23 protein-coding genes are annotated in these 26,630 nt (G+C 73.5%); 15 read left to right on the forward strand and 8 right to left on the reverse strand.

The window, feature by feature from the left end; all coding sequences use genetic code 11:
* Positions 1-10 precede the first annotated feature (10 nt).
* On the forward strand, positions 11-3,364 hold the full coding sequence (locus ABT403_RS28365) for an aminotransferase class I/II-fold pyridoxal phosphate-dependent enzyme (protein ID WP_344150235.1): 3,354 nt from the start codon (positions 11-13) through the stop codon (positions 3,362-3,364).
* A 9-nt stretch (positions 3,365-3,373) separates the two neighbouring features.
* On the opposite strand, the gene ABT403_RS28370 is transcribed toward ABT403_RS28365, so the two are convergent.
* The 5 genes from ABT403_RS28370 to ABT403_RS28390 form a co-directional block, all read right to left on the reverse strand.
* Positions 3,374-3,952, reverse strand: coding sequence for a toxin (locus ABT403_RS28370; RefSeq protein ID WP_344150238.1), 579 nt, complete (start codon positions 3,950-3,952; stop codon positions 3,374-3,376).
* Entirely contained in the window at positions 3,949-4,419 is a 471-nt protein-coding gene (locus tag ABT403_RS28375) for a helix-turn-helix domain-containing protein (RefSeq protein WP_344150241.1), read from the reverse strand. Before ABT403_RS28375 ends, ABT403_RS28370 begins: the two co-directional genes overlap by 4 nt.
* A 306-nt stretch (positions 4,420-4,725) precedes the next feature.
* Positions 4,726-5,886: an MAB_1171c family putative transporter gene (locus tag ABT403_RS28380; protein ID WP_344150244.1), complete on the reverse strand. Its 1,161-nt coding sequence runs from the start codon at positions 5,884-5,886 to the stop codon at positions 4,726-4,728.
* Between the two features lie 41 nt (positions 5,887-5,927).
* The gene (locus ABT403_RS28385) at positions 5,928-6,644 is read right to left on the reverse strand and encodes a TetR/AcrR family transcriptional regulator (protein WP_344150247.1); all 717 of its coding nucleotides are present in this window, start codon (positions 6,642-6,644) and stop codon (positions 5,928-5,930) included.
* 116 nt (positions 6,645-6,760) lie between these two features.
* Positions 6,761-7,279 (reverse strand): GNAT family N-acetyltransferase, encoded by a 519-nt coding sequence (locus ABT403_RS28390; protein WP_344150251.1) that lies wholly within the window; start codon positions 7,277-7,279, stop codon positions 6,761-6,763.
* A gap of 134 nt (positions 7,280-7,413) precedes the next feature.
* Between ABT403_RS28390 and ABT403_RS28395 the strand changes: the two genes are divergently transcribed.
* Together ABT403_RS28395 and ABT403_RS28400 are read left to right on the forward strand one after the other, a co-directional pair.
* Complete coding sequence (locus ABT403_RS28395) at positions 7,414-7,983, forward strand: PadR family transcriptional regulator (RefSeq protein WP_344150254.1); 570 nt, start codon at positions 7,414-7,416, stop codon at positions 7,981-7,983.
* A 38-nt stretch (positions 7,984-8,021) separates the two neighbouring features.
* Positions 8,022-9,740: an acyl-CoA dehydrogenase family protein gene (locus ABT403_RS28400; RefSeq protein WP_344150257.1), complete on the forward strand. Its 1,719-nt coding sequence runs from the start codon at positions 8,022-8,024 to the stop codon at positions 9,738-9,740.
* Positions 9,741-9,838: 98 nt separating this feature from the next.
* Here ABT403_RS28400 and ABT403_RS28405 read toward each other — a convergent pair whose 3' ends face one another.
* Both ABT403_RS28405 and ABT403_RS28410 read right to left on the reverse strand, forming a co-directional pair.
* The gene (locus ABT403_RS28405) at positions 9,839-11,011 is read right to left on the reverse strand and encodes an agmatine deiminase family protein (protein WP_344150260.1); all 1,173 of its coding nucleotides are present in this window, start codon (positions 11,009-11,011) and stop codon (positions 9,839-9,841) included.
* 110 nt (positions 11,012-11,121) lie between these two features.
* Positions 11,122-11,703 (reverse strand): TetR/AcrR family transcriptional regulator, encoded by a 582-nt coding sequence (locus ABT403_RS28410; RefSeq protein ID WP_344150263.1) that lies wholly within the window; start codon positions 11,701-11,703, stop codon positions 11,122-11,124.
* 129 nt (positions 11,704-11,832) lie between these two features.
* Between ABT403_RS28410 and ABT403_RS28415 the strand changes: the two genes are divergently transcribed.
* The 11 genes from ABT403_RS28415 (at position 11,833) to ABT403_RS28465 (ending at position 24,584) form a co-directional block, all read left to right on the forward strand.
* The gene (locus ABT403_RS28415) at positions 11,833-13,467 is read left to right on the forward strand and encodes a serine/threonine-protein kinase (RefSeq protein ID WP_351650142.1); all 1,635 of its coding nucleotides are present in this window, start codon (positions 11,833-11,835) and stop codon (positions 13,465-13,467) included.
* Positions 13,468-13,582: 115 nt separating this feature from the next.
* Positions 13,583-14,743, forward strand: a complete 1,161-nt coding sequence (locus ABT403_RS28420) for an agmatine deiminase family protein (protein WP_344150269.1) — start codon at positions 13,583-13,585, stop codon at positions 14,741-14,743.
* Positions 14,744-14,826: 83 nt separating this feature from the next.
* Positions 14,827-15,408 (forward strand): TetR/AcrR family transcriptional regulator, encoded by a 582-nt coding sequence (locus ABT403_RS28425; protein WP_344150272.1) that lies wholly within the window; start codon positions 14,827-14,829, stop codon positions 15,406-15,408.
* A gap of 223 nt (positions 15,409-15,631) precedes the next feature.
* The gene (gene ureA, locus ABT403_RS28430) at positions 15,632-16,336 is read left to right on the forward strand and encodes an urease subunit gamma (RefSeq protein WP_344150275.1); all 705 of its coding nucleotides are present in this window, start codon (positions 15,632-15,634) and stop codon (positions 16,334-16,336) included.
* The gene (locus ABT403_RS28435) at positions 16,333-18,081 is read left to right on the forward strand and encodes an urease subunit alpha (protein ID WP_344150278.1); all 1,749 of its coding nucleotides are present in this window, start codon (positions 16,333-16,335) and stop codon (positions 18,079-18,081) included. Before ureA ends, ABT403_RS28435 begins: the two co-directional genes overlap by 4 nt.
* A 94-nt stretch (positions 18,082-18,175) precedes the next feature.
* Positions 18,176-19,189, forward strand: coding sequence for an agmatine deiminase family protein (locus ABT403_RS28440; protein WP_344150281.1), 1,014 nt, complete (start codon positions 18,176-18,178; stop codon positions 19,187-19,189).
* A 102-nt stretch (positions 19,190-19,291) separates the two neighbouring features.
* Positions 19,292-20,956 carry an ABC transporter substrate-binding protein gene (locus tag ABT403_RS28445; RefSeq protein WP_344150284.1) on the forward strand — a complete coding sequence of 555 codons (1,665 nt, stop codon included), beginning with the start codon at positions 19,292-19,294 and terminating at the stop codon, positions 20,954-20,956.
* Positions 20,953-21,915: an ABC transporter permease gene (locus ABT403_RS28450; RefSeq protein ID WP_344150287.1), complete on the forward strand. Its 963-nt coding sequence runs from the start codon at positions 20,953-20,955 to the stop codon at positions 21,913-21,915. Before ABT403_RS28445 ends, ABT403_RS28450 begins: the two co-directional genes overlap by 4 nt.
* Positions 21,912-22,766: an ABC transporter permease gene (locus ABT403_RS28455; protein WP_344150290.1), complete on the forward strand. Its 855-nt coding sequence runs from the start codon at positions 21,912-21,914 to the stop codon at positions 22,764-22,766. The genes ABT403_RS28450 and ABT403_RS28455 overlap by 4 nt, the downstream gene beginning before the upstream one ends.
* On the forward strand, positions 22,763-23,764 hold the full coding sequence (locus tag ABT403_RS28460) for an ABC transporter ATP-binding protein (protein ID WP_344150293.1): 1,002 nt from the start codon (positions 22,763-22,765) through the stop codon (positions 23,762-23,764). Before ABT403_RS28455 ends, ABT403_RS28460 begins: the two co-directional genes overlap by 4 nt.
* Positions 23,754-24,584, forward strand: a complete 831-nt coding sequence (locus tag ABT403_RS28465; RefSeq protein WP_344150296.1) for an ABC transporter ATP-binding protein — start codon at positions 23,754-23,756, stop codon at positions 24,582-24,584. The genes ABT403_RS28460 and ABT403_RS28465 overlap by 11 nt, the downstream gene beginning before the upstream one ends.
* Before the next feature lie 21 nt (positions 24,585-24,605).
* On the opposite strand, the gene ABT403_RS28470 is transcribed toward ABT403_RS28465, so the two are convergent.
* Positions 24,606-25,265: a TetR/AcrR family transcriptional regulator gene (locus ABT403_RS28470; RefSeq protein ID WP_344150299.1), complete on the reverse strand. Its 660-nt coding sequence runs from the start codon at positions 25,263-25,265 to the stop codon at positions 24,606-24,608.
* Between the two features lie 157 nt (positions 25,266-25,422).
* Between ABT403_RS28470 and ABT403_RS28475 the strand changes: the two genes are divergently transcribed.
* A complete protein-coding gene (locus ABT403_RS28475; protein WP_344150302.1) occupies positions 25,423-26,586 on the forward strand; it encodes an agmatine deiminase family protein in 1,164 nt (387 codons plus the stop codon).
* Positions 26,587-26,630 lie beyond the last annotated feature (44 nt).

Below are 26,630 nucleotides of genomic sequence, written 5' to 3' on the forward strand. Positions count from 1 at the left end.
GGTGACAAGGATGGATTCCACAGTGGACCCCAACGGAGCGGGCCGGGCGCGGGAGCGGGACGACATAGCCGTCGTCGGGATGGCCTGCCGTTTCCCGGGCGCCCGGAACCTGAACGAGTACTGGCGGCTCCTGACGGACCCGCACGCCCAGTTCGGCCGTGTCCCCGACAGCCGGTGGCGGGCCGACGCCTTCCTCAGCGACGACTTCCGCGACACCTCGGCCGCCTACACGGACACCATGGCGCTGCTGCCCGACGTGGACCTCTTCGACGCGGCCCACTACGGCATCCCGCCCCGGCGGGCCAAGGCGATGGACCCCCAGCACCGGCTGCTGATCGACCTCGCCCGCGAGGCGCTCCAGGACGCCGGATGGGAGGCCGACGGCTTCGACCGTGAGGAGACCTCGGTCATCACGGCCCTCACCGACAGCGGCTACCGAGGCCTGACCACCCTCCGGATCCGGATGCGGCAGCTGGCCGGCGGCGAGTTCGGGGCACGCCCGGGCGACCCCGGCTGGCGGGAGACCTTCCGCGCCGTCGACGGGATGCAGGGCACCTCCGTGGCCGGGATCCTGCTCAACATGGGCCCGAACACGATCAGTTCGGTCTTCGACCTGCACGGCGAGAGCTACGCCCTGGACTCCGCCTGCTCCGGCGGCCTGATGGCCGTCGCCAACGCCGTCCACGCGCTGCGCTCGGGCCGCACCCGCATCGCCCTCGCCGGCGGCGCCCAGCTGGTGATCACCCCCGACCTGCTCGTGGGGCTGTGCCGGATCGGCGCCATCTCGCGCAGCGGCCGCTGCCTGCCGTTCGGCGCGGACGCCGACGGCTTCGTCCTCGGGGAGGGCGCCGGGGTACTGGTGCTGCGGCCCCTGTCCGACGCGCGGGCCGCCGGCGACCGGGTGTACGCGGTGATCCGCGGCGTGGGCACCGCCAACGACGGGACCGTCCAGGGCGGCATGCACCCCCAGGCGGCCGGACAGCTGCGCGCCCTGCGCCGCGCCTACCGGGACGCCGGCCTGGCCCCCGGCGAGGTCGGCTACCTGGAGGCGCACGGCACCGGCACCACCGTCGGCGACCCCGTCGAACTCGACGTCCTGCGCGAGCTGCGCGGGCCGGACGCCGCCCCCGCCCACCTGGGCGCGGTCAAGGCGGTCGTCGGGCACTCCCTCAACTCGGCGGGTCTGGCCGGGCTCATCAAGACCGTCCTCGCCGTACAGCGCGGGGTGATCCCCCCGCAGCCGGAGTTCGGGCTCGCCGGGCAGGGCGTGCTCGAGGCCGCCCGGCTGACCGTGCCGACGGCGCCCGTCCCCTGGCCGCACGACGGCGGGCCGCGCCGGGCCGGCGTCAGCGCGTTCGGCTTCGGCGGTACCGGTGTGCACCTCGTCGTGGAGGAGACCGCCGCGCCGCCGGCCCGCCCCGAGCCGGCGGGGCCGTCCGGGAGGGCCCACGTCCTGACCCTCAGCGCCCGCGACCGCGCCGGGCTGGCCCGGTACGCGCGGGACCTGGCCCGTGCCGTCGCCGAGGACCGGCCGCCGCTGGCCGCCGTGGCCGACACTCTCGCCCGCCGGGCCCCCCTCACGCAGCGCCTCACCGTGGAGGCCCGCGACACCGCCGGCGCGGTCGCGCGGCTGACCGGGGCGGCCGAGGCCGTGGAGGCGGGCCTCCCCGTGGACCCGCCCGCCGGGGAGGTCCCGGCGGCGGGGGAGCGCGTACCCCCGTGCACCCTGCCGCCGAGCCCCCTCGCACCGCGCCGCCACTGGATCGTGGACGAGGAGGCGCGCGAGACGGCCGACCCGGAGCCCGTACCTCTCCCGGACCCGTCCCCCGACGGGCCGCAGGGCGTGCGCTCCGGGGGAGCGGGCGCCGCGGCCATCGTCCTCGAAGAGGTCTCGCGGACCGGCGTCTACCCGGTGTCCGACCTGCACGAGGACCAGACGCTCGTCGCCGACCTCGGCTTCGACTCCCTGATGCTGCACGAGCTGGACACCCGCATCGCGAACCGGGTGCCGGGGTTCCGGACCGAGGAGATGTTCACCCCGGACCTCACCGTCGGCCGGCTGATCGCCCTCGTCGCCCCGGACCACGGCGCGGGCCCCAGGCCCCCCGGACCGGACGCGGGCCCGGCGGCGGCGGCCGCCCCGGAGTGGAGCGCCGGGACGGCGCACGTCGACGACTTCCCCGAGGTGGGCGCGCTCGAACAACTCCTGGGATCCATCGCGGACACCGGGGCCGGCTTCCCCTACTTCCGGGTCCACGAGGGCACCATCCGCGACACCACGGTGATCGGCGGCCGCCCGTACCTCTCCTTCGGCAGCTACAACTACCTCGGCCTCTCCGGGCACCCGGCCGTCAACGAGGCCGTGCACCGGGCAGTGGAGCGGTACGGGACCTCGGTCTCCGCGAGCCGGGTCCTGTCCGGTGAACGCGAGCTCACCGTCCGCCTGGAACGCACCCTCACCGAGTTCCTCGGGGTCGGCGACTGCCTGACCCTGGTCAGCGGCCACGCCACCAACGTCACCGCGATCGGCCACCTCGTCGGCCCGGAGGACCTCGTCCTGCACGACGCGCTGGCCCACGACAGCATCCTCCAGGGCTGCGCCCTGTCCGGTGCGGCGCGGCGCCCCTTCGCGCACAACGACACGGAGCGGCTGGAACACCTGCTGCGGCTCAACCGGTCCCGGTTCCGCCGCGTGCTGATCGCCGTCGAGGGCGCCTACAGCATGGACGGCGACCTCGTGGACCTGCCCGCCGTCATCGACCTGAAGAAACGTTACGGCGCCCTGCTGATGGTGGACGAGGCGCACAGCATCGGCACCGTCGGCGAACGGGGCCGGGGCGTCGGCGAGTTCTTCGGCGTCGACCGCGGCGACGTGGACCTGTGGATGGGCACCCTCTCCAAGGCCTTCGCCAGCTGCGGCGGCTACCTCGGCGGCTCGGCCCGTATGGTGCGCTGGCTGCGCCACACCCTGCCGGGCTTCGTCTACAGCGTCGGCCTGACCCCGCCCAACGCGGCGGCCGCCCTGGCCGCCGCCGAGCTGATCGAGGCGGAGCCGCAGCGGGTGCGCGCGCTGCGGCGCAACTCCGAGCTCTTCCTGGGCCTGGCCTCCGCCGCCGGCCTGGCGACCGGCTCCAGTGCCCACACGCCCATCGTGCCGTGCATCCTCGGGGACTCGGCCCGCACCCTGCGCGTCGCCGACCGGCTCTACGCCCGGGGCGTGATCGCCGACCCGATCTTCCACCCCGCCGTGGAGGAGGGGCTGTCGCGGCTGCGGTTCTTCCTCACCGCGCAGCACCGCGAGGAGGACCTGCGCCGGGCCGTGGCGGTCCTGGCCGAGGAGGTGGCGTCCGCCGGCACGGCGTGAGGGGCCACGTCAGAACAGGGTGCGTTCGATCCGGCTGAGCATGGCGCTCTTGCCCGGGTCCCCGTCCTCGCCCGCCCCGTCCTCGGGGTGCGCGGGATGCCGCTGTTCGGCGCCCTCCATCCGCTGGGCGAGCAGATAGGCGATGATCTCCGCCTCCTGCTCCTGTACGTCGTCGTAGGTCGCGCGCAGGAGCATGTCGCGCACGATGTCGGGGTCGAGGTCGGGGAAGAGGAGGCGGGCGGCCGCCTCGTCCAGTCCGCCGGCCCCGCGATGGCAGCAGATGATGTGGCCCAGCTCGTGCAAGATGATGTGCTCCTGATGCGCGCTGGTGGTGTTGGCGTCGTAGAAGATCAGGTCCTCGTCGCGGGCGGCGACCCACATGCCGCACGGGTGCGACGAGGGCATCTGCATCGGGACCAGGAGGATCGGGCGGTCCCGCGCCTCGCCGAGGAGACGGCAGAGTTCGGCGACGTCGGACACCTCGGGGAGGCCGAGTTCGGCGAGCCGCCGGGTGCCGGCCTTGCGGAGCTTCTTGAGCCGGCTGCGGCGGTCGTGGTCGGCGGCCCGCTCCCTCCAGGAGCCCCTCATACGGGCTCGGAGGGGCCGGGCCCGTCGGCGGCGGGGGAGTCGGCGTCGGTGACCGGCGGGAGGCCCTGCATCTGCCGGTACTGGTCCATGATGGCCGTGATGGCCGCGAGGTTCTCCTTCTTCATCCCGGCCGCGCGCATCGCCACGGCCCGGACCCCGGACTGCCGCAGCGCCTCGATGGCGGCGACCTGGCTGAGCACCGACTCGGCGACCTTGTCGTCGAAGAAGTAGGCGACCGAGACGCCGAAGAACTTGGCCAGGGCGGCCAGGAGGTCGGGTGACGGGTTGGAGCGCTTGCCCGTCCGCAGCTGCGAGAGGTACACGCCCCCGGCCTTGAGCTCGGGGTTGGCCCGCTTCAGTTCCTCCGCCACCTCGGCGTTGGTCCAGTGCTTGCCCTTGGGACGGACCGTCTTGAACAGATCGTCAAGGCGCCTGGCGAGCAGGGGCCGGTCGTCGCTCTCGCTCATGGTGAATCTTCCTCCCGTCACCTCCTCGGTATAGCCCTTGGCTATACGCCAGTTTCACAGAATAGCGGTCAGTTGACAATTGGCCTGGACTCCGCCAACGTTGGGTCTCGCCGATAGCTGCCAGCTAACTCGTCACGGGGGATGTTCCGACGGGGAGGCAGGTGGTGAAAATCGGACTGGCCCGGCCCTCGGGGGATGGGCCGGGCCAGTCCGGGCGGGAGCCACCCGTCCGGCCCGACGTAACACACGGGGGGAACGGGGGAGGCCCGCCCGGTTCGACGGGGGATACGAACCGGGCGGGAGCTTTCAACTCGCGGTGCCGAGTTTACTGTAGGCGGACGCCACTTTGGTGAGCCAGGCGACCTCTGCCGTGAAGTTGTCCGTGTCGCGGTCGTCGAAGTCGCCCGCGTCCTTGTTGTCGTGCGGCATCGTCCCGGCCTGCTTGGCCAGCAGCGCCCGCTTGATCCGCGCCGCCTCCGTGAAGGCCTGCCGCGACTCCTCGCTCTCCTCCCTGCCCGGGGCGCCGCCCGGACCGCCCACGGTCGTACGGTCGATGTACGGGCGCAGGTCCCGCCACCCGTCGCGTATCTCGACGACCCGGCGGTGCAGCCGGTAGTCCAGGTCCGAGACCGAGGCGCCCGGCGGCTCCAGGGCGATGTCCGGGGAGGACTCGTACAGGTCCCGCCAGAGCGGGTACAGCGCCCGGTACGAGCGGTAGCTCCGGCCCCACGCCAGCAGCCGGGAAGCCGCCGGACCCCACGAGGAGTTGGTCAGGCCGAGCGACAGGATGACGATGCCGGCCGCGCTGAAGAGGTTCGAGGCCAGCTTCCAGACGCCGATGTCGACCCCGGCCGCGGCCGTCAGGATGTTCAGGGTCCGGCACGAGCAGTACAGGAACAGCACCACGGCGGCCACCCGCAGCACCCGCAGGGCCTGGCGCAGCGACTCGTTGTCCGTCATCCGCGCGTACGCGCCGCACTGGCGGAAGATGGTCACGCACGGCAGCGCCTGGGAGACCATGAAGGCCAGGAGGTAGACGAGGACCAGCGGCTGCCCGCTGCCCGTGTCGAAGTCCGTGGACGGCCGGGAGGACCCGTCGGCCAGGAGGAAGAGCGCCACCAGGGCGACGTCGAGCGCGCCCCCGGTGATCAGCCACCACCGCGTCCTGCGCCGGGCCTCCTCCTCGGGCGCCGCCCACCGCAGCAGGATGATCTCCGCCGCGACGCAGTAGGCCACCGCCGACAGGTGCATGAGGAGGATGGCGAGGTTGCCGACGCCCAGGAAGGACGGGCCGCTCATGGCCACGGCGCCCATGGTGAAGGTGAAGCACTGGAGGACCAGGGTCGTGATCAGCGTCCAGTAGGCGCTGTCGTGCCGGCTGCGCCGCACCTGGCACAGGCGGTAGATGAGCGCGGCGTACGAGGAGAGCGCCGCGATGACGAAGCAGAGGGTTCTGATGGTGTTCAAGGCTCGGTTTCCTACGGGGGCCGTGGGGGGCGGCAGAAGGGTCAGTCGGTGGGTTCGCCCGGGGGGACCTCGAGCCCGATGCTCTCGGCCGCCACCGCGATCGCGTAGTCGAAGTACGCGGCCTCGTCCTTGACGCTGTCGTGGGTGCGGCTGAAGACCTGGAACACCAGCAGCCCGATGAGGTTGCTCCACAGCACGATGCCGCGCTCGATGATGTCCGAGAACGGAGCCTCGGGCACCCCGCCGAAGGCCTCGACGGCCGCGGGGAGCAGCAGCGGCGGACCGGGCACCGCACGCCGGGGCGGGGTCAGTTCGCCGCCCTCCAGCGCCGCCCGGATGATCCCGGCGAGCACGGCGGGGGTCCGCGCGGCGGCCGGGACCGTGTCCTCGGGGGCGTGGTAGCCCGGCACCGGCGAACCGTAGATCAGGGTGAACTCGCCGGGGTTGGCGAAGGACCACCGCCGCAGCGCACGGGTGACGGCGAGCAGCCGCGCCCCCGCCGGGGCGCCGGCGGTGTCCGCCCGCTCCATCGCGGCGCCCGAGGCGTCGTAGGCGTCGATGACCAGCGCGGTCAGCAGGTCGTCCCGGTGCGGGAAGACGGCCTCGACGTCGGCGAGGCCGAGACCGGCCGCGCGGGCCACGCCCTCCAGGGACAGTCCCGCGGCCCCCAGTTCCACCAGCTGCCGGCGGGCGGTCTCCTTGACCGCCCCCGCCCGGTCCGGGGCGTCGTCGTTCGAACTGATTGCTGAAACATCCATGCCGGAACCGTACCCGCCGCTCCGAACGGCCGTCGCCGCAGCACCGGGACGGACTCCGGCGCACCGTAGCGTTCCGGCCACGGGCGAGGGGTGCGGCCTGATCCGAACGAACCGGCCTAAAGGGTGTCCGGCGCCGTCCGGCGGCAGGTCAGCACCCGGGTGGTGGAGCCGTCGTCCTCCGTGACGTCCCGTACGTGCGCGAAGCCGATCCGCTCCAGCAGCGCCAGCGAGGCGCCGTTCTCCGCCGCCACGGTGGCGTGCACCTCGGCCAGCCCCAGGGTCTCGAAGCCGTAGGCGGTGAGGGCCCGGGCCAGTTCGGTGCCCAGGCCCGCGCCCCAGGCCGAGGGGGCCAGCGCGTAGATGATCTCGTACCCGCCGGCCTCGTCGGTGCGCTTGATCTCGGCGTGGCCGACCAGCGGCCCGTCGTGGCGCACGGCCCAGACGTCGAACAGCTCCCGGGCGTAGACCTTGGTGAAGATCCGGCCGAACAGGGCCCGGTCCTCGGCCTCGGAGACGGGCCCGTCACCCATCCACCGGGACACCCGCCGGTCCTGGAACAGGGCCGTGAACGCCTCCTCGTCCCCGGGGACGTAGGGGCTCAGCAGGAGGCGCTCGGTGCGCAGCGTCGGGGTCATGGCCCGGAAGCTATCCACCGGCCGCCGGGGCGGCAAACGGGTTTCCCCGGGCCCCGCACAAGCGGGGGGTGAGCCGTGTCTCACCCGGACGGTGCCCCTTGTCTATGCAACGAGTTGCATAGAAAGATCGGGGCATGGCGCTCGACCACGCGATCCTCGTCTCCCTCCTGGAGATGCCGGGCTCCGGCTACGAACTGGCCCGGCGGTTCGACCGGTCCATCGGCTACTTCTGGACCGCCACGCACCAGCAGATCTACCGGGTCCTGGCGCGCATGGCGGGCGACGGCCTGCTCACCGTCCGCGAAGTCCCCCAGCAGGGCCGGCCGGACAAGAAGGAGTACTCCGTCGCCGCCCCCGGCCGCGCCGCCCTCGCCCGGTGGCTGCACGAGCCGATCGAACCCGAGAGCATGCGCCACGAGCTCGCCGTGAAGATCCGCGGCGCGGCCTTCGACGACCCGGCCGCCCTGATCCGCGAGGTCGAACGGCACCACCGCGCCCACAGCGACCGCCTCGCGCACTACCTCGCGGGGGAGCGGCGGGACTTCACCGGCCCCGGCGCCCCCGGCCCGCTCGACGCCGGGCAGGAGCTCCAGCACGTGGTGCTGCGCGGCGGCATCGCGTACGAGCGGATGACCGTCGCCTGGCTGGACGACGTCCTCGCCACCCTGCACCGCCTCGGCGCGACGCCACCCCCGTCCGCCTGACCGCACCCCACCCACCACCCTCCGGAAGGCGACCCCTCATGGCCGACCCCCTCCTCTTCAACCCGCGTACCTACGACCCCGCGCACTTCGACCCCGAGACCCGGCGCCTGCTGCGCGCCACCGTCGACTGGTTCGAGGAGCGCGGCAAGCGCCGGCTGCTGGAGGACTACCGCACCCGCGCGTGGCTCGCGGACTTCCTCGCCTTCGCCGCCAAGGAAGGCCTGTTCTCCACCTTCCTCACCCCGGCCTCCGCCGCCGGCCGCGAGGACCAGCGCTGGGACACCTCCCGGATCGCCGCCCTCAACGAGATCCTCGGCTTCTACGGCCTCGACTACTGGTACGCCTGGCAGGTGACCATCCTCGGCCTCGGCCCGGTCTGGCAGAGCGCGAACGCCGGCGCCCACGCCCGCGCCGCCGAGCTCCTCTCGCAGGGCGAGGTGTTCGCCTTCGGCCTGTCCGAGCGGACCCACGGCGCCGACATCTACTCCACCGACATGCTCCTGGAGCCCGACGGCGACGGCGGCTTCCGCGCCAGCGGCTCCAAGTACTACATCGGCAACGGCAACGCGGCCGGCCTGGTCTCCGTCTTCGGCCGCCGCACCGACGTCGAGGGCCCGGACGGCTACGTCTTCTTCGCCGCCGACAGCCGCCACCCGGCGTACCACCTCGAACAGAACGTGGTCCACTCGTCCAAGTACGTCAGCGAGTTCCGGCTCCAGGACTACCCGGTCACCGCCGGGGACGTCCTGCACACCGGCCGCGCCGCCTTCGACGCCGCGCTCAACACGGTCAACGTCGGCAAGTTCAACCTCTGCACCGCCTCCATCGGCATCTGTGAGCACGCGATGTACGAGGCCGTCACCCACGCGCACAACCGCGTCCTCTACGGCCGGCCCGTCACCGCCTTCCCGCACGTGCGCCGGGAGCTGGCCGACGCCTACGTCCGGCTCGTCGGCATGAAGCTGTTCAGCGACCGCGCCGTGGACTACTTCCGCTCCGCCGGTCCCGAGGACCGCCGCTACCTCCTCTTCAACCCGATGACGAAGATGAAGGTGACCACCGAGGGCGAGAAGGTCATCGACCTGATGTGGGACGTCATCGCGGCCAAGGGCTTCGAGAAGGACACCTACTTCGCCAACGCCGCCGTCGAGATCCGGGGCCTGCCCAAGCTGGAGGGCACGGTCCACGTCAACCTCGCGCTGATCCTCAAGTTCATGCGCAACCACCTGCTGGAGCCGGTCGAGTACCCGGCCGTGCCGACCCGCCTCGACGCGGCCGACGACGACTTCCTCTTCCGGCAGGGCCCGGCCCGCGGCCTGGGCTCCGTCCGCTTCCACGACTGGCGGCCCGCCTTCGACGCGTACGCCGACCTGCCGAACGTCGCCCGCTTCCGCGAGCAGGCCGACGCCCTCTGCGCGTTCGTCGCCACCATGGCCCCCGACGAGGCGCAGAGCCGCGACCTCGACTTCCTGCTCTCCGTGGGCCAGCTGTTCGCCCTGGTGGTGCACGGCCAGCTGATCCTGGAGCAGGCCCGCCTGACGGACCTGGACCGGGACGTCCTGGACGAGCTGTTCTCCGTCCTCGTCCGCGACTTCTCCGGCCACGCCGTCGAACTGCACGGCAAGGACTCCGCCACCGACGCGCAGCAGGCCTGGGCGCTCGGTGCGGTGCGCCGCCCGGTCGTCGACGAGGCCCGCGCGGCCCGGGTCTGGGACCGCGTCGAGGCCCTCTCGGGGGCGTACGAGATGGCGCCGTAACGGCACCGCGCCGACCGGGCCCGGGGTGTCCGCCGGGTCCGGTGGGCAGCCGGGTCCGGTGGGCAGCCGGGTCCGGTGGGCAGCCGCCGCGCGGCCGGTCAGCGGGCGGGCTTGCCGGGCTGGTCGTGGGTGGAGCAGTGGATGCCGCCGCCGCCCGAGGCGATCGTGTCGATCTGCACCTGGACCACGTCCCGCTTCGGGAAGTGGTCCTGGAGGATGCCGCGTGCGCGGTCGTCGGCCCGGCGGTCGCCGAACCGGGGCAGGAACACGGCGTCGTTGGCCACGTAGAAGTTGGCGTAGGTGGAGACGAAGGCGTCCCCCCGGCCCGTGATCAGGTCCAGGTCGGGCTGCGGCAGGTCGATGATCTGAAAGCGCCGGCCGCGGGCGTCCGTGGCCTTCGACAGGACGGACTTCGCCTGGTCGGCGGAGCGGGACCAGGAGTCCGGCGGGGTGTTCGGGTGGGCGCGGTCCAGCAGGACCACGCCGGGCGCGGTGAAGCGGACGAGGCTGTCCACGTGGGCGTCGGTGATGTCCTCGCCGCGCACTCCGGCCAGCCAGAGGACCTTCTCGATGCCGAGGGTCTGCTTGAGCTCGGCCTCGACGGTGTCCCGGGACTTCCCGCGGTTGCGGTTGTCGTTGACGATCGAGCTCTCGGTGACGAGGAGCGTGCCCTCGCCGTCGGTCTCGAAGGAGCCGCCCTCCGCGACGAGCGGGGCCTGGACCCGGGGGATCCCGTACTTCCGCAGCAGGACGCGGCCGACCTGGGCGTCGTCGCCGTGCTGCTGCTTGCCGCCCCAGCCGTTGAAGTTGAAGTCGACGCCGATGACCTGGCCGGCCTGCTCGACGAAGACGGGGACGGTGTCCCGGGCCCACAGGTCGTCGACGGCCAGCGGGATGACCTCCACCCCGGAGCCGCAGGCCCGCTGGGCCGCGTCCACCTGGTCGGGGCGGGCCATCACGACCACCGCCTCGTACTTCCCGACGGCGCGGGCGATCCGCGCGATGTCCTCGCGCACGGCGGGCAGGTCCTGCTCCCACACGCCCGTGGCCAGGGCCGGCCAGGCCATGAACGTACGGGTGTGGCTCTCCCACTCGGCGCCGAGGCGGCGCTTCGCGCCGTTGGCGGCGGTCTGCCCGGGGGTTCCGGCCGGGGTGCCGGGCCGCTCGGCGGCCCCGTCGGCGGGGCCGCAGGCGGCGGCGCCGAGGGCGAGGGCGCCGAAACCGGCGAGGGCGCGGAGGGCGGACCGGCGGGTGGGGGGAGGGTTCGTCACGGGAGGCTCCGATCGTGGACTCGTCCCGCCACTGTGACACTGACTGAAAATTCAGTCAAACAGCCACGCCTGGCGAGAGCCCGATCGGCCGGTGGATCCGGCCGGGCCGCTCAGGGCAGCCGGTCGACCTCCACGCGGACGGCTTCGCGCATCAGGTGGCGGGCGTGGCCCAGGGGGAGCAGGCCGCTGAGCCAGCGCACGCTCAGCCCCTCCAGCAGGGCGGTCAGCCGCTCGGCGGCGGCCGTGACCTCCGCCGGGGCCGCGCCCGGGCGGATGGCGGCGATCAGCTCGGCGACCTCGGCCGCCCAGGCGGTGCCGGCCGCCGCGAGCTCCTCCCGGAGCTCCGGGTCGAAGACGGTGTGGGCCCGCAGCTCCCCCCAGGCCGTACTGTTCTCGCGGACCTCGGGCAGGTCCTGGAACTCCAGGAGCAGGGTGCGTTCCAGCAGCTCGCGGGGGTCGGCGGGGCGCTCTGCGGCCGTGCCGTCCGAGGGCTCGGTGTACCGGTCGGCCCGGTCCCCGATGAAGGCCAGGGCCTGCCGCAGGATGCCGGGCCGGTCCTTGAAGTGGTAGTAGACGAGGGCGGTGGACACCCCCGCCTCGGCCGCCAGCTCGGTCACCCGCAGGCCGCGGACGCCCCGGCGCGCGATGACGCGGGCGGCGCCCTCGAGGATGGTCCGTCTGCGGTCCGTCACGGTGTGGTCCTTCCCGGGTGAGCCCTTCGGCGGGGTGCGGTACGTATGGTCACACGTTGACTGAAACTTTAGTTAAGGAGACGATGAAAACCGGCCATCCGGCCTGCCGCATCGTGGAAAGAGCACCGCATGCCCGACCAGCTTCCCGGCGTACAGCCCGGTCCCGCGGGACTGACCGCCGACGACCCCCGCGAGATCGGCGGCTACCGCCTCCACGCCCGGCTGGGTGCGGGCGGGATGGGGGTGGTCTACCTCGCGTACACGCCCGGGGGCCGCCCGATCGCGCTGAAGGCCGTACGCGCCGAGTTCGCCGCGGACCCCGAGTTCCGGGAGCGGTTCGCCCGTGAGGTGGCCAGCGCCCGGCGGATCCACGGCCTGTTCACGGCGCAGGTGGTCGACTTCGGGGTGGACGAGCGCACCCCCTGGCTGGCCACCGCCTACGTGCCCGGACCCTCCCTGCACGAGGTGGTGCGCCGGCACGGCCCGCTGCCCGTGCGGACGGTGCTGCTGCTGGTCGCGGGCATCGCGGAGGCGCTCCAGGCCATCCACGGGGCCGGGGTCGTCCACCGGGACCTCAAGCCCGCCAACGTGCTGATCGCCGGGGACGGCCCCCGGGTGATCGACTTCGGCATCGCGCACGCGGCGGACTCCTCCGCGCTGACCGGGACCGGGCTGCGGATCGGCACCGCCGCCTTCATGGCGCCCGAGCAGGCCCTCGGCCACCGGGTGACCCCGGCCACCGACGTCTTCGCCCTGGGCGCGCTCGTCGCCTACGTGGCGGGCGGTACCCCGCCGTTCGGGGCCGGGCCCGAGTCCACCGCCCTGTACCGCGTGGTCCACGAGCACCCCGACCTGACGCGGATCCCCGCCGGGCTGCACGACCTGGTGGCGTGGTGCCTGGCCAAGCGGCCCCAGGACCGCCCGACCGGCGCCGAGCTGATCGCGTACGTCCACGCGCACCCCGCCGTCGGCGGGCGGCCGGAGTTCACCGACGGCTGGCTTCCCCATCCGGTCCGGGAGGAGGTCGGCCCGGTGCGGGCCCCCGCCCCCGGGGAACCCGGCCCCGTGCCCCACGCGCCGACGGCCATGGCGGCTGCGGCCACGGCGACGGCCACCGCCTCCGCCCCCAGGCCCGGCGCGCACGCCCCCGCACCCCCGCTGGCGGCCGCCCTCCCGGCGGCGGCGCCCGAGCCCGGCCCCGCGCCGTCGCCCGGCCGCCGGGCGGAGCGCCGCGGGCGGCGGCTGCCCGCGGTGGCCGGGGCGGTGGCCGTGACCCTGCTGGTCTGCGGCGCGGCGGTGTACGTCCTGGACGGCCCGGGCGAGGGGGCCGCCGCTTCCGCTGAGGACCGGGACCCGGCCGACGGGGATGCCGAGCAGCCGTCCCGGTCCGCCAGGCCCTATCCGGCCGGGTACACCCAGGTCGAGCTCACCGCCCCCGACGCGGGCTACGAGTTCGACCTGAAGGCCGGGAAGGTGGTGCCCGCCGACACGGCCACCTGGTTCCTCGCCCGGGACGCCCAGTCCTTCGTCCCCTCCGAGGAGTCCGACTCCTTCGTCTCCGAGGGCAAGGCGCTCACGGTGCCCGGCTGCCTCCACGGCATCGAGACCAAGCCCGTCACCTCCCTGCCCTTCACCGCCCTGGCGGGGGAGCGGCCGTTCTGCGTCCGCAGCCCCGACCGGCGCGAGCTGGCCGTCGTCCGGCTGCGCGAGGCGGCCGCCGCCGGGCCCGTCACGATCGTCGTGGACCAGTACCACCTCGGCTGAGCCGGAGGCCCCGCGTGGAACGGATTCCTCCCATTCCCCCTCGATGTATTGACTGAATTTTCAGTTAGCGCAAGGATGCCGATCAATCCCCATCCCTCCTCATCAGGGAGCCCCCATGGAATCGCCCACCACCTCCCGTCGCAGGCTGCTCCAGCTCGGCGCGGCGGCCCTGCCGCTGGCGGCCCTCGGCCCGGCCCTCCCCTCCGCCCTCGCCCGCGCGGCGGGCGCCCCGGCCGGGCTGACCATGCCCGCCGAGACCGACGCGCACGTCCGCACGTACATGGCCTGGCCCGCCCTCTCCCGGGTCTGGGGCGGCGGCGGGCTGGAGAACGTACGCGCGGACGTCGCGAACGTCGCCCACACGATCTCCCGCTTCGAGCCGGTCGTGGTACTGGCCCGCCCCGGCCAGGCCGCCGACGCCCGCTACCAGTGCGGACGCGGCGCCCGCCACGCCATCGACGTCATCGAGATACCGGTCGACGACCTGTGGATCCGCGACTTCGGCCCCACCTTCCTGGCGGGCCCGGGAGCCGTCGCCGGCGTGGACACCAACTTCAACGGCTGGGGCAAGACGGGCACCCCGTACGCCCAGCCCTACGCCAACGACGCCGCGGCCGCCGGCATCCTCCTCGGCGAGTACGCCGTGAGCCGGATCCAGGCGGGCTTCACCGGCGAGGGCGGCTCGCTGGAGACCGACGGAGAGGGGACCCTGCTGGCCACCGTCAGCTCGCTGGTGAACCCCAACCGCAACCCGGGCATGACGCAGCGGCAGGTGGAGCAGGAGCTGAAGACGGCGCTCGGCATCGAGAAGGTCATCTGGGCGCCGGGTCTGGCGGGCGCGGACATCACCGACTGCCACATCGACTGCCTGGCCCGCTTCACGGCCCCGGGCAAGGTCATCCTCGACCAGCCCGGACCCGGCACGGACCCCAAGTGGGTCGCGGTCTACGAGGAGACCAAGAAGGTCCTGCGGGCCGCCACCGACGCCCGGGGCCGCGCTCTGGCCGTCACCGAGCTGCCCGGCCCGAACCGCAAGAAGATCACCGGCAAGGGGGAGGAGTTCCTGTCCAGCTACACCAACTACTACACCCCGAACGGGGCGGTGATCGTCCCCCGGTTCGGCGACGCCTACGCGGACGGCGTGGCCTACTCCATCCTGCAGGCCGCCCACCCCGGACGGGAGGTGGTGCAGATCGTCATCGACGGCATCGCGAGCGGTGGCGGCGGCATCCACTGCGCCACCCAGTCGCACCCGGCCGTCCCCCCGGCGGTCTGATGGCCGCCGTGCCCCGGCAGGTCCGCCGGACCGGGGACGGGCCGCGTGCGCCTGCGGCCGAACGCCCCGGTAAGGTGCGGGTCATGGCGTCTCGCAGCACTCAGATCCTCGAAGCGGCCGCCCGGGTGATCGCCCGGCGCGGGGTCCGCGGGCTGCGCGTGGAAGAGCTCGCGGCCGAGGCCGGGGTGTCCACCGCCTTGATCTACTACCACTTCAAGGACCGTACCGGGGTCCTGCGCCAGACCCTCGAGTTCATCAACGACCGCGCCGAGCGCTACACCACCGACCGAGACCCGGACGCCCCTCCCCTCACCCCCCGGGAGGAGCTGGACGAGACCCTGCTGCTGGAACTCCAGGACACCGTGGAGGTCCGGGAGAACAGCTCGGCCTGGGGTGAGCTGCGGGCCAGCGCCGTCTTCGACGAGGTGCTGCGCGAGGACCTCGCCCGGGCCACCCTGGTGTGGGTCCAGGAGGTCGCCGCGCTGCTGGGACAGGTCCAGCCGATGGCGACCGCCTCCTCGCTCGCCGAGGCCGCCGAACGCCTCACCGCCCTGCTGGAGGGGCTGAGCATGCGCTGGCTCAGCGGCGGGATCCGGATCGGCCACGCGCGCGAGCTGATGCGCGGGGCCATCGACGCCGAGCTGGCCGGCCTCCAGCGGTACTGAGGCGTCGCGCCTCGCCCCCTTCCCGCCCCCGGTGGGCCGCCCCGGCCTGCCCGGATGCGACCGCGTGGTCCCGTCCTGCCGTAGGCCGGGGCTTTTCCTCGTCCGCACTCTTGACTGAATTTTCAGTCAGTGCCACAGTTCCTCGCGTCGCCCGGACGTCATCTACGGGCCGGGTGCAATCCAAAGGAATGATCATGAATGTTTCCCGTAGGCGGTGGTCCCCGTGCCGCTGACACCCACCGAACGCGACCGGCTCCTGCTGTTCAGCGCTGCCGAGCTGGCCCGGGCCCGGCGTGCGCGGGGCCTGCGGCTCAACGTCCCCGAGGCCACCGCACTGATCGCAGACACGGTGTGCGAGGCCGCCCGCGACGGCGTCCGCCTCGCCGAGGCCCTCGAACGCGGCCGCTGTGTCCTCGGCCCCGGTGACGTACTGCCGGGCGTGGTGGACATCGTCACCGAGGTCATGGTCGAGGCCGTCTTCGAGGACGGCACCCGGCTCGCGGCGGTCGGCGACCCCTTCGGGGCACGGCCCCGCGACGACGAGGCCCCCGGCGCCGTCCTGCCGGGCGCCGGCACGGTCGAGGCGTCGGAGCCCGCGCTCACCCTGGCCGTGCGCAACACCGCCTCCGTGCCGGTGAGCGTCACCTCCCACTTCCACTTCTTCGAGGCCAACCCCCGCCTCGACTTCGACCGCGCCGCCGCCTACGGCATGCGGCTGTGCGTCCCGGCGGGCTCGTCCACGCGGTTCGACCCCGACGCCGTCGTCGAGGTGGGGCTGGTCCCGATCGGCGGCGCGCGGATCGCGATCGGCTTCGCCGGGCTGGTCGACGGCCCCCTCGACGCCCCCGGCGCCAAGGCCGAGGCCCTGCGCCGGGCCGCCGCCTGCGGCTACCTCGGCGCGGCGGCCCCGGAAGGGAGCGCGGCATGAGCAGACCGTCCCGCCACAGCGACCACTGCGCCCCGGGCGGCCGGCACATTGATCCGTACGAGTACGCCACGGTGCACGGCCCCCGCGCGGGGGACCGGGTCCGGCTCGGCGACTCGGGGCTGGTCGTCCGGGTGGAATCGGACGCGCAGAAGCCCGGTGACGAGTTCCTGGCCGGGTTCGGCAAGACGGCCCGCGACGGGCTGCACCTGAAGGCCGCCGCCGTCCGCGAGACCTGTGACGTGGTGATCAGCAACGCCCTGGTCATCGACGCCGTCCTCGGCATCCGGAAGGTGTCGATCGGTATCCGGGAGGGCCGGATCCACGCGATCGGCCGGGCCGGCAACCCGGACACCCTCGACGGGGTCGACGTCGTCGTCGGCACCGGCACGACGATGATCGCGGGCGAGGGCCTGATCGCCACGGCGGGGGCGGTCGACACCCATGTCCACCTGCTCTCCCCGCGGATCATGGAGGCCTCGCTCGCCAGCGGCGTCACCACGATCATCGGCCAGGAGATCGGGCCCACCTGGGGTGTCGGCGTGAACTCGCCCTGGGCACTCAGACACGGGTTCAACGCCTTCGACGCCTGGCCCGTCAACATCGGCTTCCTCGCCCGCGGTTCCTCCTCGGACGCCGCGCCCCTGGTCGAGGCGCTGGCCGAGGGAGGTGCCTGCGGTTTCAAGGTCCACGAGGACATGGGCGCCCACACCCGCGCCCTGGACACCGCCCTGCGCGTGGCCGAGGAGCACGACGTCCAGGTGGCCCTGCACAGCGACGGCCTCAACGAGTGCCTGTCGGTGGAGGACACCCTGCGCGTCCTCGAAGGCCGCACGATCCACGCGTTCCACATCGAGGGCTGCGGGGGCGGGCACGTCCCCAACGTCCTGAAGATGGCGGGCGTGCCGAACGTCATCGGCTCCTCCACCAACCCCACCCTGCCCTTCGGCCGGGACGCCGTGGCCGAGCACTACGGCATGATCGTCTCCGTCCACGCGCTGAAGCCGGACCTCCCCGGCGACGCCGCCATGGCCCGCGACCGCATCCGCGCCGGAACCATGGGAGCTGAGGACGTCCTGCACGACCTGGGCGCCATCGCGATCACCTCCTCCGATGCCCAGGGCATGGGCCGCGCGGGGGAGACCGTCCGCCGCACCTTCGCCATGGCGGGGAAGATGAAGGGCGAGCTCGGGCCGATGGACGGGGACGGCGAGGGCGACGACAACGCCCGCGTCCTGCGCTACATGGCCAAGCTGACCATCAACCCGGCCATCGCCCACGGCCTGGCCCACGAGATCGGCTCCATCGAGGTCGGCAAGCTCGCCGACATCGTGCTCTGGCGCCCCCAGTTCTTCGGCGCCAAGCCGCAGATGGTGCTCAAGTCCGGCTTCCCGGCCTACGGGGTCACGGGTGACCCGAACGCCGCCACGGACTGCTGCGAACCCCTGGTCCTGGGCCCGCTCTTCGGTGCCCACGGAGCCGCCCCCGCCGACCTCTCGGTCGCCTTCGTCAGCCGCGCCGCCGCCGAGTCCGGTTCCTTCGGCTCCCCGTACGACGCGCTGGGCACCCGGCGCCGCAGGGTGGCCGTCCGCGGCACCCGGGGGATCGGCCCGGCCAGCATGATCGGCAACGCCCGCCTCGGGGACGTCGACGTGGACCCGCGAAGCGGCCTCGTGACCCTCGACGGGGAACCCCTGCGCTCCGAGCCGGCGGACCGGGTCTCCCTCAACCGCCTCTACTTCCTCTGAGGCCGGCCGGCGCCCGCGCTTCCTTTACCGCCCACTCTTGACTGAAATTTCAGTTCGGTGGAAGACTCCGCCGACAGAAGAAACGAGACACCTGATGGCTGAATACCGTATGCCCGCCGAGTGGTCCGCGCACGAGGGCTGTCTGATGGCCTGGCCCACCCGCGAGGACCTGTGGGGCGGTGTCCTGGCCGACGCCAAGGAGGAGTACGCGAACGTCGCCCGCGCCGTCTCCGCGTTCGAGCCCGTCACCATGGTCGCCCCGCCCGGGTTCGCCGAGGACGCCCGCCGCCACTGCGGGGACGGCGTCACCGTCATCGAGCTGCCGCTGGACGACTCCTGGTTCCGCGACTCCGCCCCGCTGTTCGTCCTCGACGGGGAAGGCCGCCGCGCGGGCGTGGACTTCCGCTTCAACGCCTGGGGCGGCAAGCACCACCCCTTCGACGCCGACGACCGGATCAGCTCCCTGCTGCTGGAGCACCTCGGTGTCGAGCGCATCCCCTCCGGCATGATCCTCGAAGGGGGGGCCCTCACCGTCGACGGCGAGGGCACGCTCATCACCACCGAGCAGTGCCTCCTGCACCCCAACCGCAACCCCGGCATGACCCGCGAGGAGATCGAGGACGAGCTGAAGGCCCGGCTCGGGGTCACCAAGGTCATCTGGCTGCCCTACGGCGGCCTGCGCGACACCGAGACCGACGGCCACGTGGACGGGGTCTGCGCCTTCGCCGCACCCGGCACGGTCGTCGTCTCCCTGCCCTCCGACCCCGACCACCCCGACTACGCCCGGATGCGCGCCAACCGCGCCGTCCTGGAGGCCGTCACCGACGCCCGGGGCCGCCGCCTGGAGATCATCGAGCTCCCGCAGACGGCCTTCACCGGTCTCGCCGGCGCCGAGATCGAGGTGTCCTACCTGAACTACTACATCGCCAACGGCGGGGTCGTCGTCCCGGTCGCCGGGGTGCCCCAGGACGAGGACGCCCTGGCCGTCATCGCCTCGGCCCACCCCGGCCGCAAGATCGTCGGCGTCCGGGCGCCGGCCATCGCCTTCGGAGGCGGCGGCGTCCACTGCGTCACCCAGCAGATCCCCGCCCTGCCCGCCGCCGACTGACCCCAAGGACACAGCCCGGTTCTGCCGCTCCAGGCGGACCGCCCGCACCGGCGGTCCGCCCCGCTCCTCCCCCCGCCCCTCCCGGAACGAAAGAGCGCGACGATGACCACATCCCCACCCCGCACGAGCAGACGCCCCCGCCTCCTCCCGCGCACGGCCGCCGCCGTCACCGCCGTCCTGACCTCCTGCGCCCTCCTCTCCGCCTGCTCCGGCCCGCCGAAGGACCAGGCCGCCGGCGGAGTCACCGACGTGAAGCTGTCGCCCTCCACCCCGGAGGCCCGCGGCGAGATCGACTCCTTCACCTGGGCCGTCTACGCCGAGCCGCCCACCCTCGACTACACGGCGGCCTTCGACTACCCGCAGAACACCGTGCTGTCCAACGTGTGCGAGAGCCTGATGCGCTGGACCCCCTCGCTCACCACGGAACCCGGCCTGGCCCGGCAGGCGACCAACCCCGACCCCACCACCTGGGTCTACGACCTGCGCCCCGGCGTCCGCTTCCACGACGGCCGGGAGATGACCGCCGACGACGCCGTCTTCAGCCTCACCCGGCAGATGGACCCCGAGAACGCCGCCGCCTGGGCCCAGGTCTTCCAGAACGTCGCCTCGGTCGCCCAGAGCGGCCCGCTCCAGGTCACCGTCAAACTCAAGAAGCCCGACTCGCAGTTCCCCCAGTACATGGCCACCGCCGCCGGGGTGGTGGCGTCCAGGGCCACCGTCGAGGCCGCCGGCAAGGACTACGGCACCACCGGCGACCTCGGCTGCACCGGCCCCTTCAGACTGGGCGCGTGGAACAAGGGCCAGTCCATCGAGCTGGACCGCTTCGACGGCTACCACGGCACGAGGGCCAAGTCGAAGAAGGCCGTCTTCCGCATCCTGACCGACCCCTCCGCCCGCACCAACGCCCTGCTCAGCGGGGAGGCCGACGGCGGCTACCTGATCCCCACCGAGAGCTACGCCCGGCTGCGCGACAGCGGAACGGGCAAGCTCTTCTTCGGCGAGGGCCTCAGCACGGTCAACGTCAACATCACCGACATGAAGGGCCCCCTCGGCGACATCCGCGTCCGCCGGGCCCTGTCCCTGGCCCTCGACCGCACCGGCTTCGTCAAGGCCGGACTCGGCGGCGCGGGCACCGTCACCAACTCCCTGACCTCCCACGCCGCCTGGGCCGCCGCACCCGAGCGCACCCTCAAGACCGCCTTCGACGGACTGCCGCCCACCGGACAGGACATCGAGAAGGCCACGGCCCTGATCAAGGAGGCCGGGGCCACCGGCAAGACCCTGACCGTGGCCACCAGCTCCATCGGCCAGGACGTCTCCCTCCTCGCCACCGCCGTCCAGGCGGCCGGCACCCGGATCGGCCTGGACATCCGGCTGAAGACGATCGCCCCGAACGCCTTCACCGCCCTGTTCACCGACCCCAAGGCGCGCGAGGGCATCGACATGTTCCCGCTCACCTACTACGACTCGATCACCGACCCGCTCGACCTGCTGGTCAACTTCAAGACCGGCGCCTACCTCAACTTCGGCGGCTACAGCGACCCCGAGTACGACCGCCTCGTCGATGAGGCCACCGCCGTCTACCCGGCGCGGGAGCGCATGGACATCACGGCCAGGCTCCAGCACCAGGCCTCGGAACAGCTGCTGTGGATCCCCGTCGCCGAATGGCCCACCGCCCTGTTCATGAACAAGCGGATCACCGGCGCCCCCACCACCATCTCCTACATGTACTACCCGTGGGCCGCGGACGTCGGGGCCGCGCGGTGAACTTCCTCAGGTTCGCCGTACGACGGGTGGCGGAGATGGCCGCCACCCTGCTCGTCGCCTCGTTCGTCGTCTTCGGGGCCCTGTACCTGGCGCCGGGCAGCCCGGCCGGCTTCCTGCTCGCCGGCCGCTCCGCCTCGCCCGAGGCCCTCGCCGCCGTCAACGCCCGGTACCACCTGGACGAGCCCTTCCTCGTCCGCTACCTGCGCTGGCTGGGCGACGTCCTGCACGGGGACTTCGGCCGGTCGATCACCTACCGCACCGACGTCTCCCGGCTGCTCGCCGACCGGCTGCCCACCACCCTGGTCCTGATCGGGATGTCGCTCGTCGTGGTCGTCACCGTCGGCCTGCTGCTCGGCCGCGTCGCCGCCGTCCGCGGCGGGGCCACCGACTCCGCGATCCTCGTCACCACCACCTTCGCCGTCGGCACCCCGTCCTTCGTCGCGGCGGTCCTCCTCCAGGGCCTGTTCGCCGTCGGCCTCGGCTGGTTCCCCAGCAGCGGGACGGGTGACGGCGGCTTCGGGGACCTGGTACGGCATCTCGTCCTGCCCTCGGTCGCCCTCGCGCTGTACCTGATCGGCATGCTCGCCCGGGTCACCCGCTCCGCCATGCTCGAAGCCCTCGACGGGGAACACGTCACCGTCGCCCGCAGCCGCGGCGTCCCCGAACGCCAGGTCATCCGGCGCCACGTCTTCCGCAACTCGCTGGGGACCGTGCTGACCACCGGCGGCCTGATCGTCTCCACCCTGCTGGTGTGCACCATCCTCGTGGAGAGCGCCTTCAGCGTCGGCGGCATCGGCCAGCTCCTCGAACTGGCCACCACCACCAAGGACTTCCCGACCGTCCAGGCCATCTCGCTGATCATCGTCGCCCTCTTCATGGCCGTGAACCTGCTCGTGGACCTGGCCCTGCCCCTCGTCGACCCCCGGGTCACCCTCGGTTCCAGGAGGGCATCCACGTGACCGCCGTACTGACCCGCAGACCCGGCCTCGCCCGGGTCCGCGCGGCAGGCTCCCCGCTCCACCTGGCCTGCCTCGCCTTCGTCGCCCTCGTCGTCCTCGCCGCCCTGCTCGCGCCCTGGCTCGCCCCGCACGACCCCAACACGGTCGACCTCGGCGACGCCCTCGCCGCGCCCTCCGCCGCACACCCCTCCGGCGTGGACGCCGCCGGCCGCGACACCCTCTCCCGGCTGCTGCTCGGCGCGCGGACCTCCCTGCTCGGACCGCTCGGCGTCGTCGCCCTCTCCACCGTTGCCGGCATCGCCCTCGGCACGGCGGCGGCCTGGCGCGGGGGCTGGCCGGACTCCGTCGTCTCCCGCGGCACCGAGCTGGTCTTCGCCTTCCCCGGCATGCTGCTCGCCATCCTGATCATCTCCGTCTACGGCGAGGGGCTGCTCGCCCCGGTCCTCGCCCTCACCGTGGCCTACACCCCCTACGTCAGCCGCCTCACCCGCTCCCTGGTCCTGGCCGAACGGGCCCGGCCGTACGTCAGCGCCTACCGGGTCCAGGGCCACTCCGCCCTCCAGATCTGCCTGCGCCACGTCCTGCCCAACATCGCCCCCGTCGTCCTCGCCCAGTCCGCCGTCAACTTCGGCTACGCCCTCATGGACCTCGCCGGCCTGTCCTTCCTCGGACTCGGCGTCCCCGCGCTCACCCCCGACTGGGGCCGCATGGTCTTCGACGGACAGACCGCCGTCCAGCACGGCTACCCGCTGTCCGCGATCCTGCCCTGCGCCGTCATCGTGCTGACCGTGGTCGCCTTCAACGTGGTGGGCGAGCACTGGGCGGACCGCGTCGCCAGGAGAGACCGATGAGAACACCCGACCCCTCCGCCCCCGCCCTCGACGTCCGCGGGCTGCGGATCACCCTGCCCGGCACCGCCCGCCCCGTCCTCGACGGGGTCGACCTCACCGTCGGCGCGGGAGAGACCGTCGCCCTCGTCGGCGAGTCCGGCTCCGGCAAGACCCTCACCTCGCGCAGCGCCCTGCGCCTGCTGCCGCCCGGCGCGGCCGTCGAGGGCACGGTCGAGGTCGGCGGCCGGGACGTCCTCACCATGGACGCCGCCGCCCTGCGCGCCGTCCGGTCGGGCACCGCGGCCATGGTCTTCCAGGACCCCCGCGCCGCGGTCAACCCGCTGCGCCGGATCGGTGACTTCCTCACCGAGAGCGTCACCCTCACCGGAGCCATGGGGCGGGGCGAGGCCGACGCGCGGGCCGCCGAACTCCTGCGGGCCGTCGGCCTGGACCCCTCCGTCCGGCGCAAGTACCCCGGGCAGGTATCCGGCGGCATGCTCCAGCGGGTCGTCATCGCGGCCGCCCTCATGGGGGACCCCGCGCTCCTGCTGGCCGACGAGCCCACCACGGCACTCGACGTCACCAGCCAGGCCGAGGTCATCGCCCTGCTGGCCGCGCTGCGCGAACGCTTCGGCACCGGACTGCTGTTCGTCACCCACGACCTCGACCTCGCCGCCGCCATCAGCGACAGGGTCTACGTCATGTACGCCGGGCGGATCGCCGAGACCGGCCCCGCCGAGGAGCTCTTCGCGCGGCCGCGCCACCCCTACACGGCCGCCCTCCTCGCCTCCACCCCGCGCATGGACGGCCCCCGGGGCCGGCTCGCCGCCATCGCCGGCCAGCCGCCGGACCTGCGCCGGGAACTGCCCGGCTGCGCCTTCGCCGCCCGCTGCCCACTCGCCAGCGAGGTCTGCGACCAGCGGGCCCCGCTGCCGGCCGCCGCCCCGGGCCGGCCCGACCACCTGGCCGCCTGCCACCACGGTGACCGGCTCGAAGGGAGCGCCGTCGATGCCCGATGACGTGGATGCCGTACGGGACACGGAGAACGTACTGGAGGTCAAGGGGCTGAGCCGCTCCTACGGGCCCGTGCGCGCCGTGGACGACGTCTCCTTCGCCCTCCCGGCGGGCGGATCGCTGGGGATCGTGGGGGAGTCCGGCTCCGGGAAGACCACCACGGCCCGGATCATCGTCGGCCTGGAGGAGGCCGACGGAGGCGAGGTCCTGGTCGGCGGCCGGTCCCGTACCGCCCCCGGCGGCGGACGGGGGAGAGCCCGGCGGCTCGCCCGGGCCCGGGAGGTCCAGATGGTCTTCCAGGACCCCTACCTCTCCCTCGACCCCCGTACCAGCGTCGAGGCGGCCCTGCGCGAACCGCTGGGCCTGCACTTCCCCGGCCGCGACCACGGCCGGCGGGTCCGCGAGCTGCTCGACCAGGTCGGCCTGGGCACCCGGGCCGCCGACGCCCTGCCCCGGCAGCTGTCCGGCGGCCAGCGCCAGCGCGTGGCCATCGCCCGCGCCCTGGCCGTCGAACCGGCCGTCCTCGTCCTGGACGAGGCCGTCGCCGCGCTCGACGTCTCGGTGCAGGCGCAGATCCTCAACCTGCTCGCCGACATCAGGGAGCAGACCCGGATCGGGTACCTGTTCATCACGCACGACCTCGGCGTCGTCCGGTGCGTCACCGACGAGATCGTCGTGATGCGCCGGGGCCGCATCGTCGAGGCGGGCCCCACGACGGAGGTGCTCGCCGCGCCCGGGCACGCGTACACCCGGCTGCTCCTGGAGTCGGTACCGCGCCCGGGCTGGGACCCGCAGGCCATCGCGGCCGCCCGCAGGGCGCTGTAGGGGGTGGCGGGAACGGGGGCCTCAGGCGCCGGCGGCGAGGGTGCGGATCAAGGTCCGCAGGACCGGCTCGCCGCCGGCGCCGGAGACGGCTTCGGTGCCGGTCTCGCCGCCCAGGGACTCCATGGCCGCCAGCCCGTCCACGGCCGCGGCCACCGCCAGACCCAGCGGGCGGGGGTCCAGGCCGCCGCCGCGCTCGTCCGCCAGGACCTGGAAGAGCGCGACGAAACAGGCGCGCCAGCGCCGGTACTCGGCCTCCAGCCCCTCCCGCACCCGGGCGTCGTTCAGGGCGTGCCAGTGCAGGGCGGAGTGGAGGTGGGAGAGCTCCGCGCCCTCGGGCCGGCCCAGCAGCCCGACCACCCGCTCGGCGCGCTCCGCGAAGGTGCCGGGGCCGGACACGGCCTCCTCCAGCGGGGTGATCCACTCGGGGTGGATGTCCGCGATGACCGCCAGGACCAGATCGGTGCGGTCCTGGAAGTGGTAGTGGCACATCCCGTGCGAAACCCCGCTCAGCGCCGCCACGTTGCGCGTGGTGAACCGTTCCCCCGGCTCACCCGCCAGCAGGGTCCGCGCGGCGGCGATCAGCCGTGCCCGGGTCTGCTCGCCCTTGGCCGAGGCGCGCGGCCGGGGGGCCCGTACGGGCGGGGCGGGCGGAACCTCGGAGTGCTGCGCGGAAGCTGCCATGGGCGCCACTCTAACCAGCCTCCACCACGCCACCTGGGGTTTTCCCCGATCCACCGGAAGAAGCCTGCCGCACGTATTGACCGAGCGCTTGGCCAGTTCTAGCTTTCCGGCCAACCCCACCGTCCGCGTGGGCAGTTGGAGCATCGGAGGAACCGTCATGAACGACCACGTGAGGAAACGGCCCGAGGGCGCGGCCATGGACAGACGCCGGTTCCTGACGGCGGCCGCCGCCACGGGAATCGCCGCCGCCGCAGGTCTCGCCGCGTCCGAGGGCCCGGCCCGGGCCGCCGCCGCGCCCCGCCCGGCCGCGGCCGGCGCGTTCCGCGTACCGGCCGAGGACGTCCGCCACACCCGCACCTGGATGGCCTTCCCGGACAGCGGCTCCATCTGGGGCGGCAAGCTCTCCGGAGTCCAGTCGGACATCGCCCTGATCGCCCGGACCATCGCCAAGTACGAACCCGTCCACCTCTGCGCCAACTCGGCGAGCGCCGCCCGGGCCCGCTCCCTGGCCGGCCCGACCGTCACCGTCATCACCTCGATCCCGGTCGACGACTGCTGGATGCGCGACAGCGGACCGGTCTTCCGCACCGACGGGGCCGGCGGCCTCGACGCCGTCGGCCTGAACTTCAACGGCTGGGGCGGCAAGCAGACCCACGCCCGCGACGCCCTGGTCGCCGGCCGGATCGCCGCCTACGCCGGGGTCCCCTTCACCGCCGCCGGGGTGGTCGGGGAGGGCGGCGCGGTCGAACAGGACGGCGCCGGCACCCTCATGGCCACCCGCAGCAGCCTCGTCAACAGGAACCGCAACCCGGGGCTGTCCCAGGCACAGGTCGAGGCGGCGCTGCGCACCGCCTACGGGGCATCCGAGGTCATCTGGTTCGACGGCGTGGCCGGCCAGGACATCACCGACGACCACGTGGACGCGACCTCGCGCTTCCTCGCCCCCGGCCGGGCCGTGGTCCAGATGCCCCTGGCCACGGACACCGACGCCTACGCCGAGGACGCCCGCCGGCAGTACCAGGTCCTGTCCGCCGCCACGGCCGCCGACGGCACGCGCATGGCCGTGGAGCGGATCCAGGGCCCCGACTACGGCAAGATCCGCTCGACGAACCGGGACTTCCTCGCCTCGTACGCCAACTACTACCTGTGCAACGGGGCCGTCATCACCGCCCACTTCGGTGACACCCGCGCCGACGCGGCGGCCCGGGCCACCCTCGCCCGCCTCTACCCGGACCGGGTGATCGAGCAGCTGAACATCGACCGCCTGGGCACGGGCGGAGGCGGCATCCACTGCGTCACCCAGCAGCAGCCGGTCCGGTAGGACCGGTGCCGGGCGTCCGGTGACAGGGCCCGTCACCGGACGCC

The organism is Streptomyces sp. NPDC000075 (assembly GCF_040301925.1).
Lineage (GTDB): Bacteria > Actinomycetota > Actinomycetes > Streptomycetales > Streptomycetaceae > Streptomyces > Streptomyces polychromogenes.

Excerpts from the sequence above, each read along its gene's own strand:
- ABT403_RS28365 (WP_344150235.1), top strand. The coding sequence starts at position 11 with ATGGATTCCACAGTGGACCCCAACGGAGCGGGCCGGGCGCGGGAGCGG.
- ABT403_RS28370 (WP_344150238.1), bottom strand. The coding sequence starts at position 3,952 with ATGAGGGGCTCCTGGAGGGAGCGGGCCGCCGACCACGACCGCCGCAGC.
- ABT403_RS28375 (WP_344150241.1), bottom strand. The coding sequence starts at position 4,419 with ATGAGCGAGAGCGACGACCGGCCCCTGCTCGCCAGGCGCCTTGACGAT.
- ABT403_RS28385 (WP_344150247.1), bottom strand. The coding sequence starts at position 6,644 with ATGGATGTTTCAGCAATCAGTTCGAACGACGACGCCCCGGACCGGGCG.
- ABT403_RS28390 (WP_344150251.1), bottom strand. The coding sequence starts at position 7,279 with ATGACCCCGACGCTGCGCACCGAGCGCCTCCTGCTGAGCCCCTACGTC.
- ABT403_RS28395 (WP_344150254.1), top strand. The coding sequence starts at position 7,414 with ATGGCGCTCGACCACGCGATCCTCGTCTCCCTCCTGGAGATGCCGGGC.
- ABT403_RS28400 (WP_344150257.1), top strand. The coding sequence starts at position 8,022 with ATGGCCGACCCCCTCCTCTTCAACCCGCGTACCTACGACCCCGCGCAC.
- ABT403_RS28415 (WP_351650142.1), top strand. The coding sequence starts at position 11,833 with ATGCCCGACCAGCTTCCCGGCGTACAGCCCGGTCCCGCGGGACTGACC.
- ABT403_RS28420 (WP_344150269.1), top strand. The coding sequence starts at position 13,583 with ATGGAATCGCCCACCACCTCCCGTCGCAGGCTGCTCCAGCTCGGCGCG.
- ABT403_RS28425 (WP_344150272.1), top strand. The coding sequence starts at position 14,827 with ATGGCGTCTCGCAGCACTCAGATCCTCGAAGCGGCCGCCCGGGTGATC.
- ABT403_RS28435 (WP_344150278.1), top strand. The coding sequence starts at position 16,333 with ATGAGCAGACCGTCCCGCCACAGCGACCACTGCGCCCCGGGCGGCCGG.
- ABT403_RS28440 (WP_344150281.1), top strand. The coding sequence starts at position 18,176 with ATGGCTGAATACCGTATGCCCGCCGAGTGGTCCGCGCACGAGGGCTGT.
- ABT403_RS28445 (WP_344150284.1), top strand. The coding sequence starts at position 19,292 with ATGACCACATCCCCACCCCGCACGAGCAGACGCCCCCGCCTCCTCCCG.
- ABT403_RS28460 (WP_344150293.1), top strand. The coding sequence starts at position 22,763 with ATGAGAACACCCGACCCCTCCGCCCCCGCCCTCGACGTCCGCGGGCTG.
- ABT403_RS28465 (WP_344150296.1), top strand. The coding sequence starts at position 23,754 with ATGCCCGATGACGTGGATGCCGTACGGGACACGGAGAACGTACTGGAG.
- ABT403_RS28470 (WP_344150299.1), bottom strand. The coding sequence starts at position 25,265 with ATGGCAGCTTCCGCGCAGCACTCCGAGGTTCCGCCCGCCCCGCCCGTA.
- ABT403_RS28475 (WP_344150302.1), top strand. The coding sequence starts at position 25,423 with ATGAACGACCACGTGAGGAAACGGCCCGAGGGCGCGGCCATGGACAGA.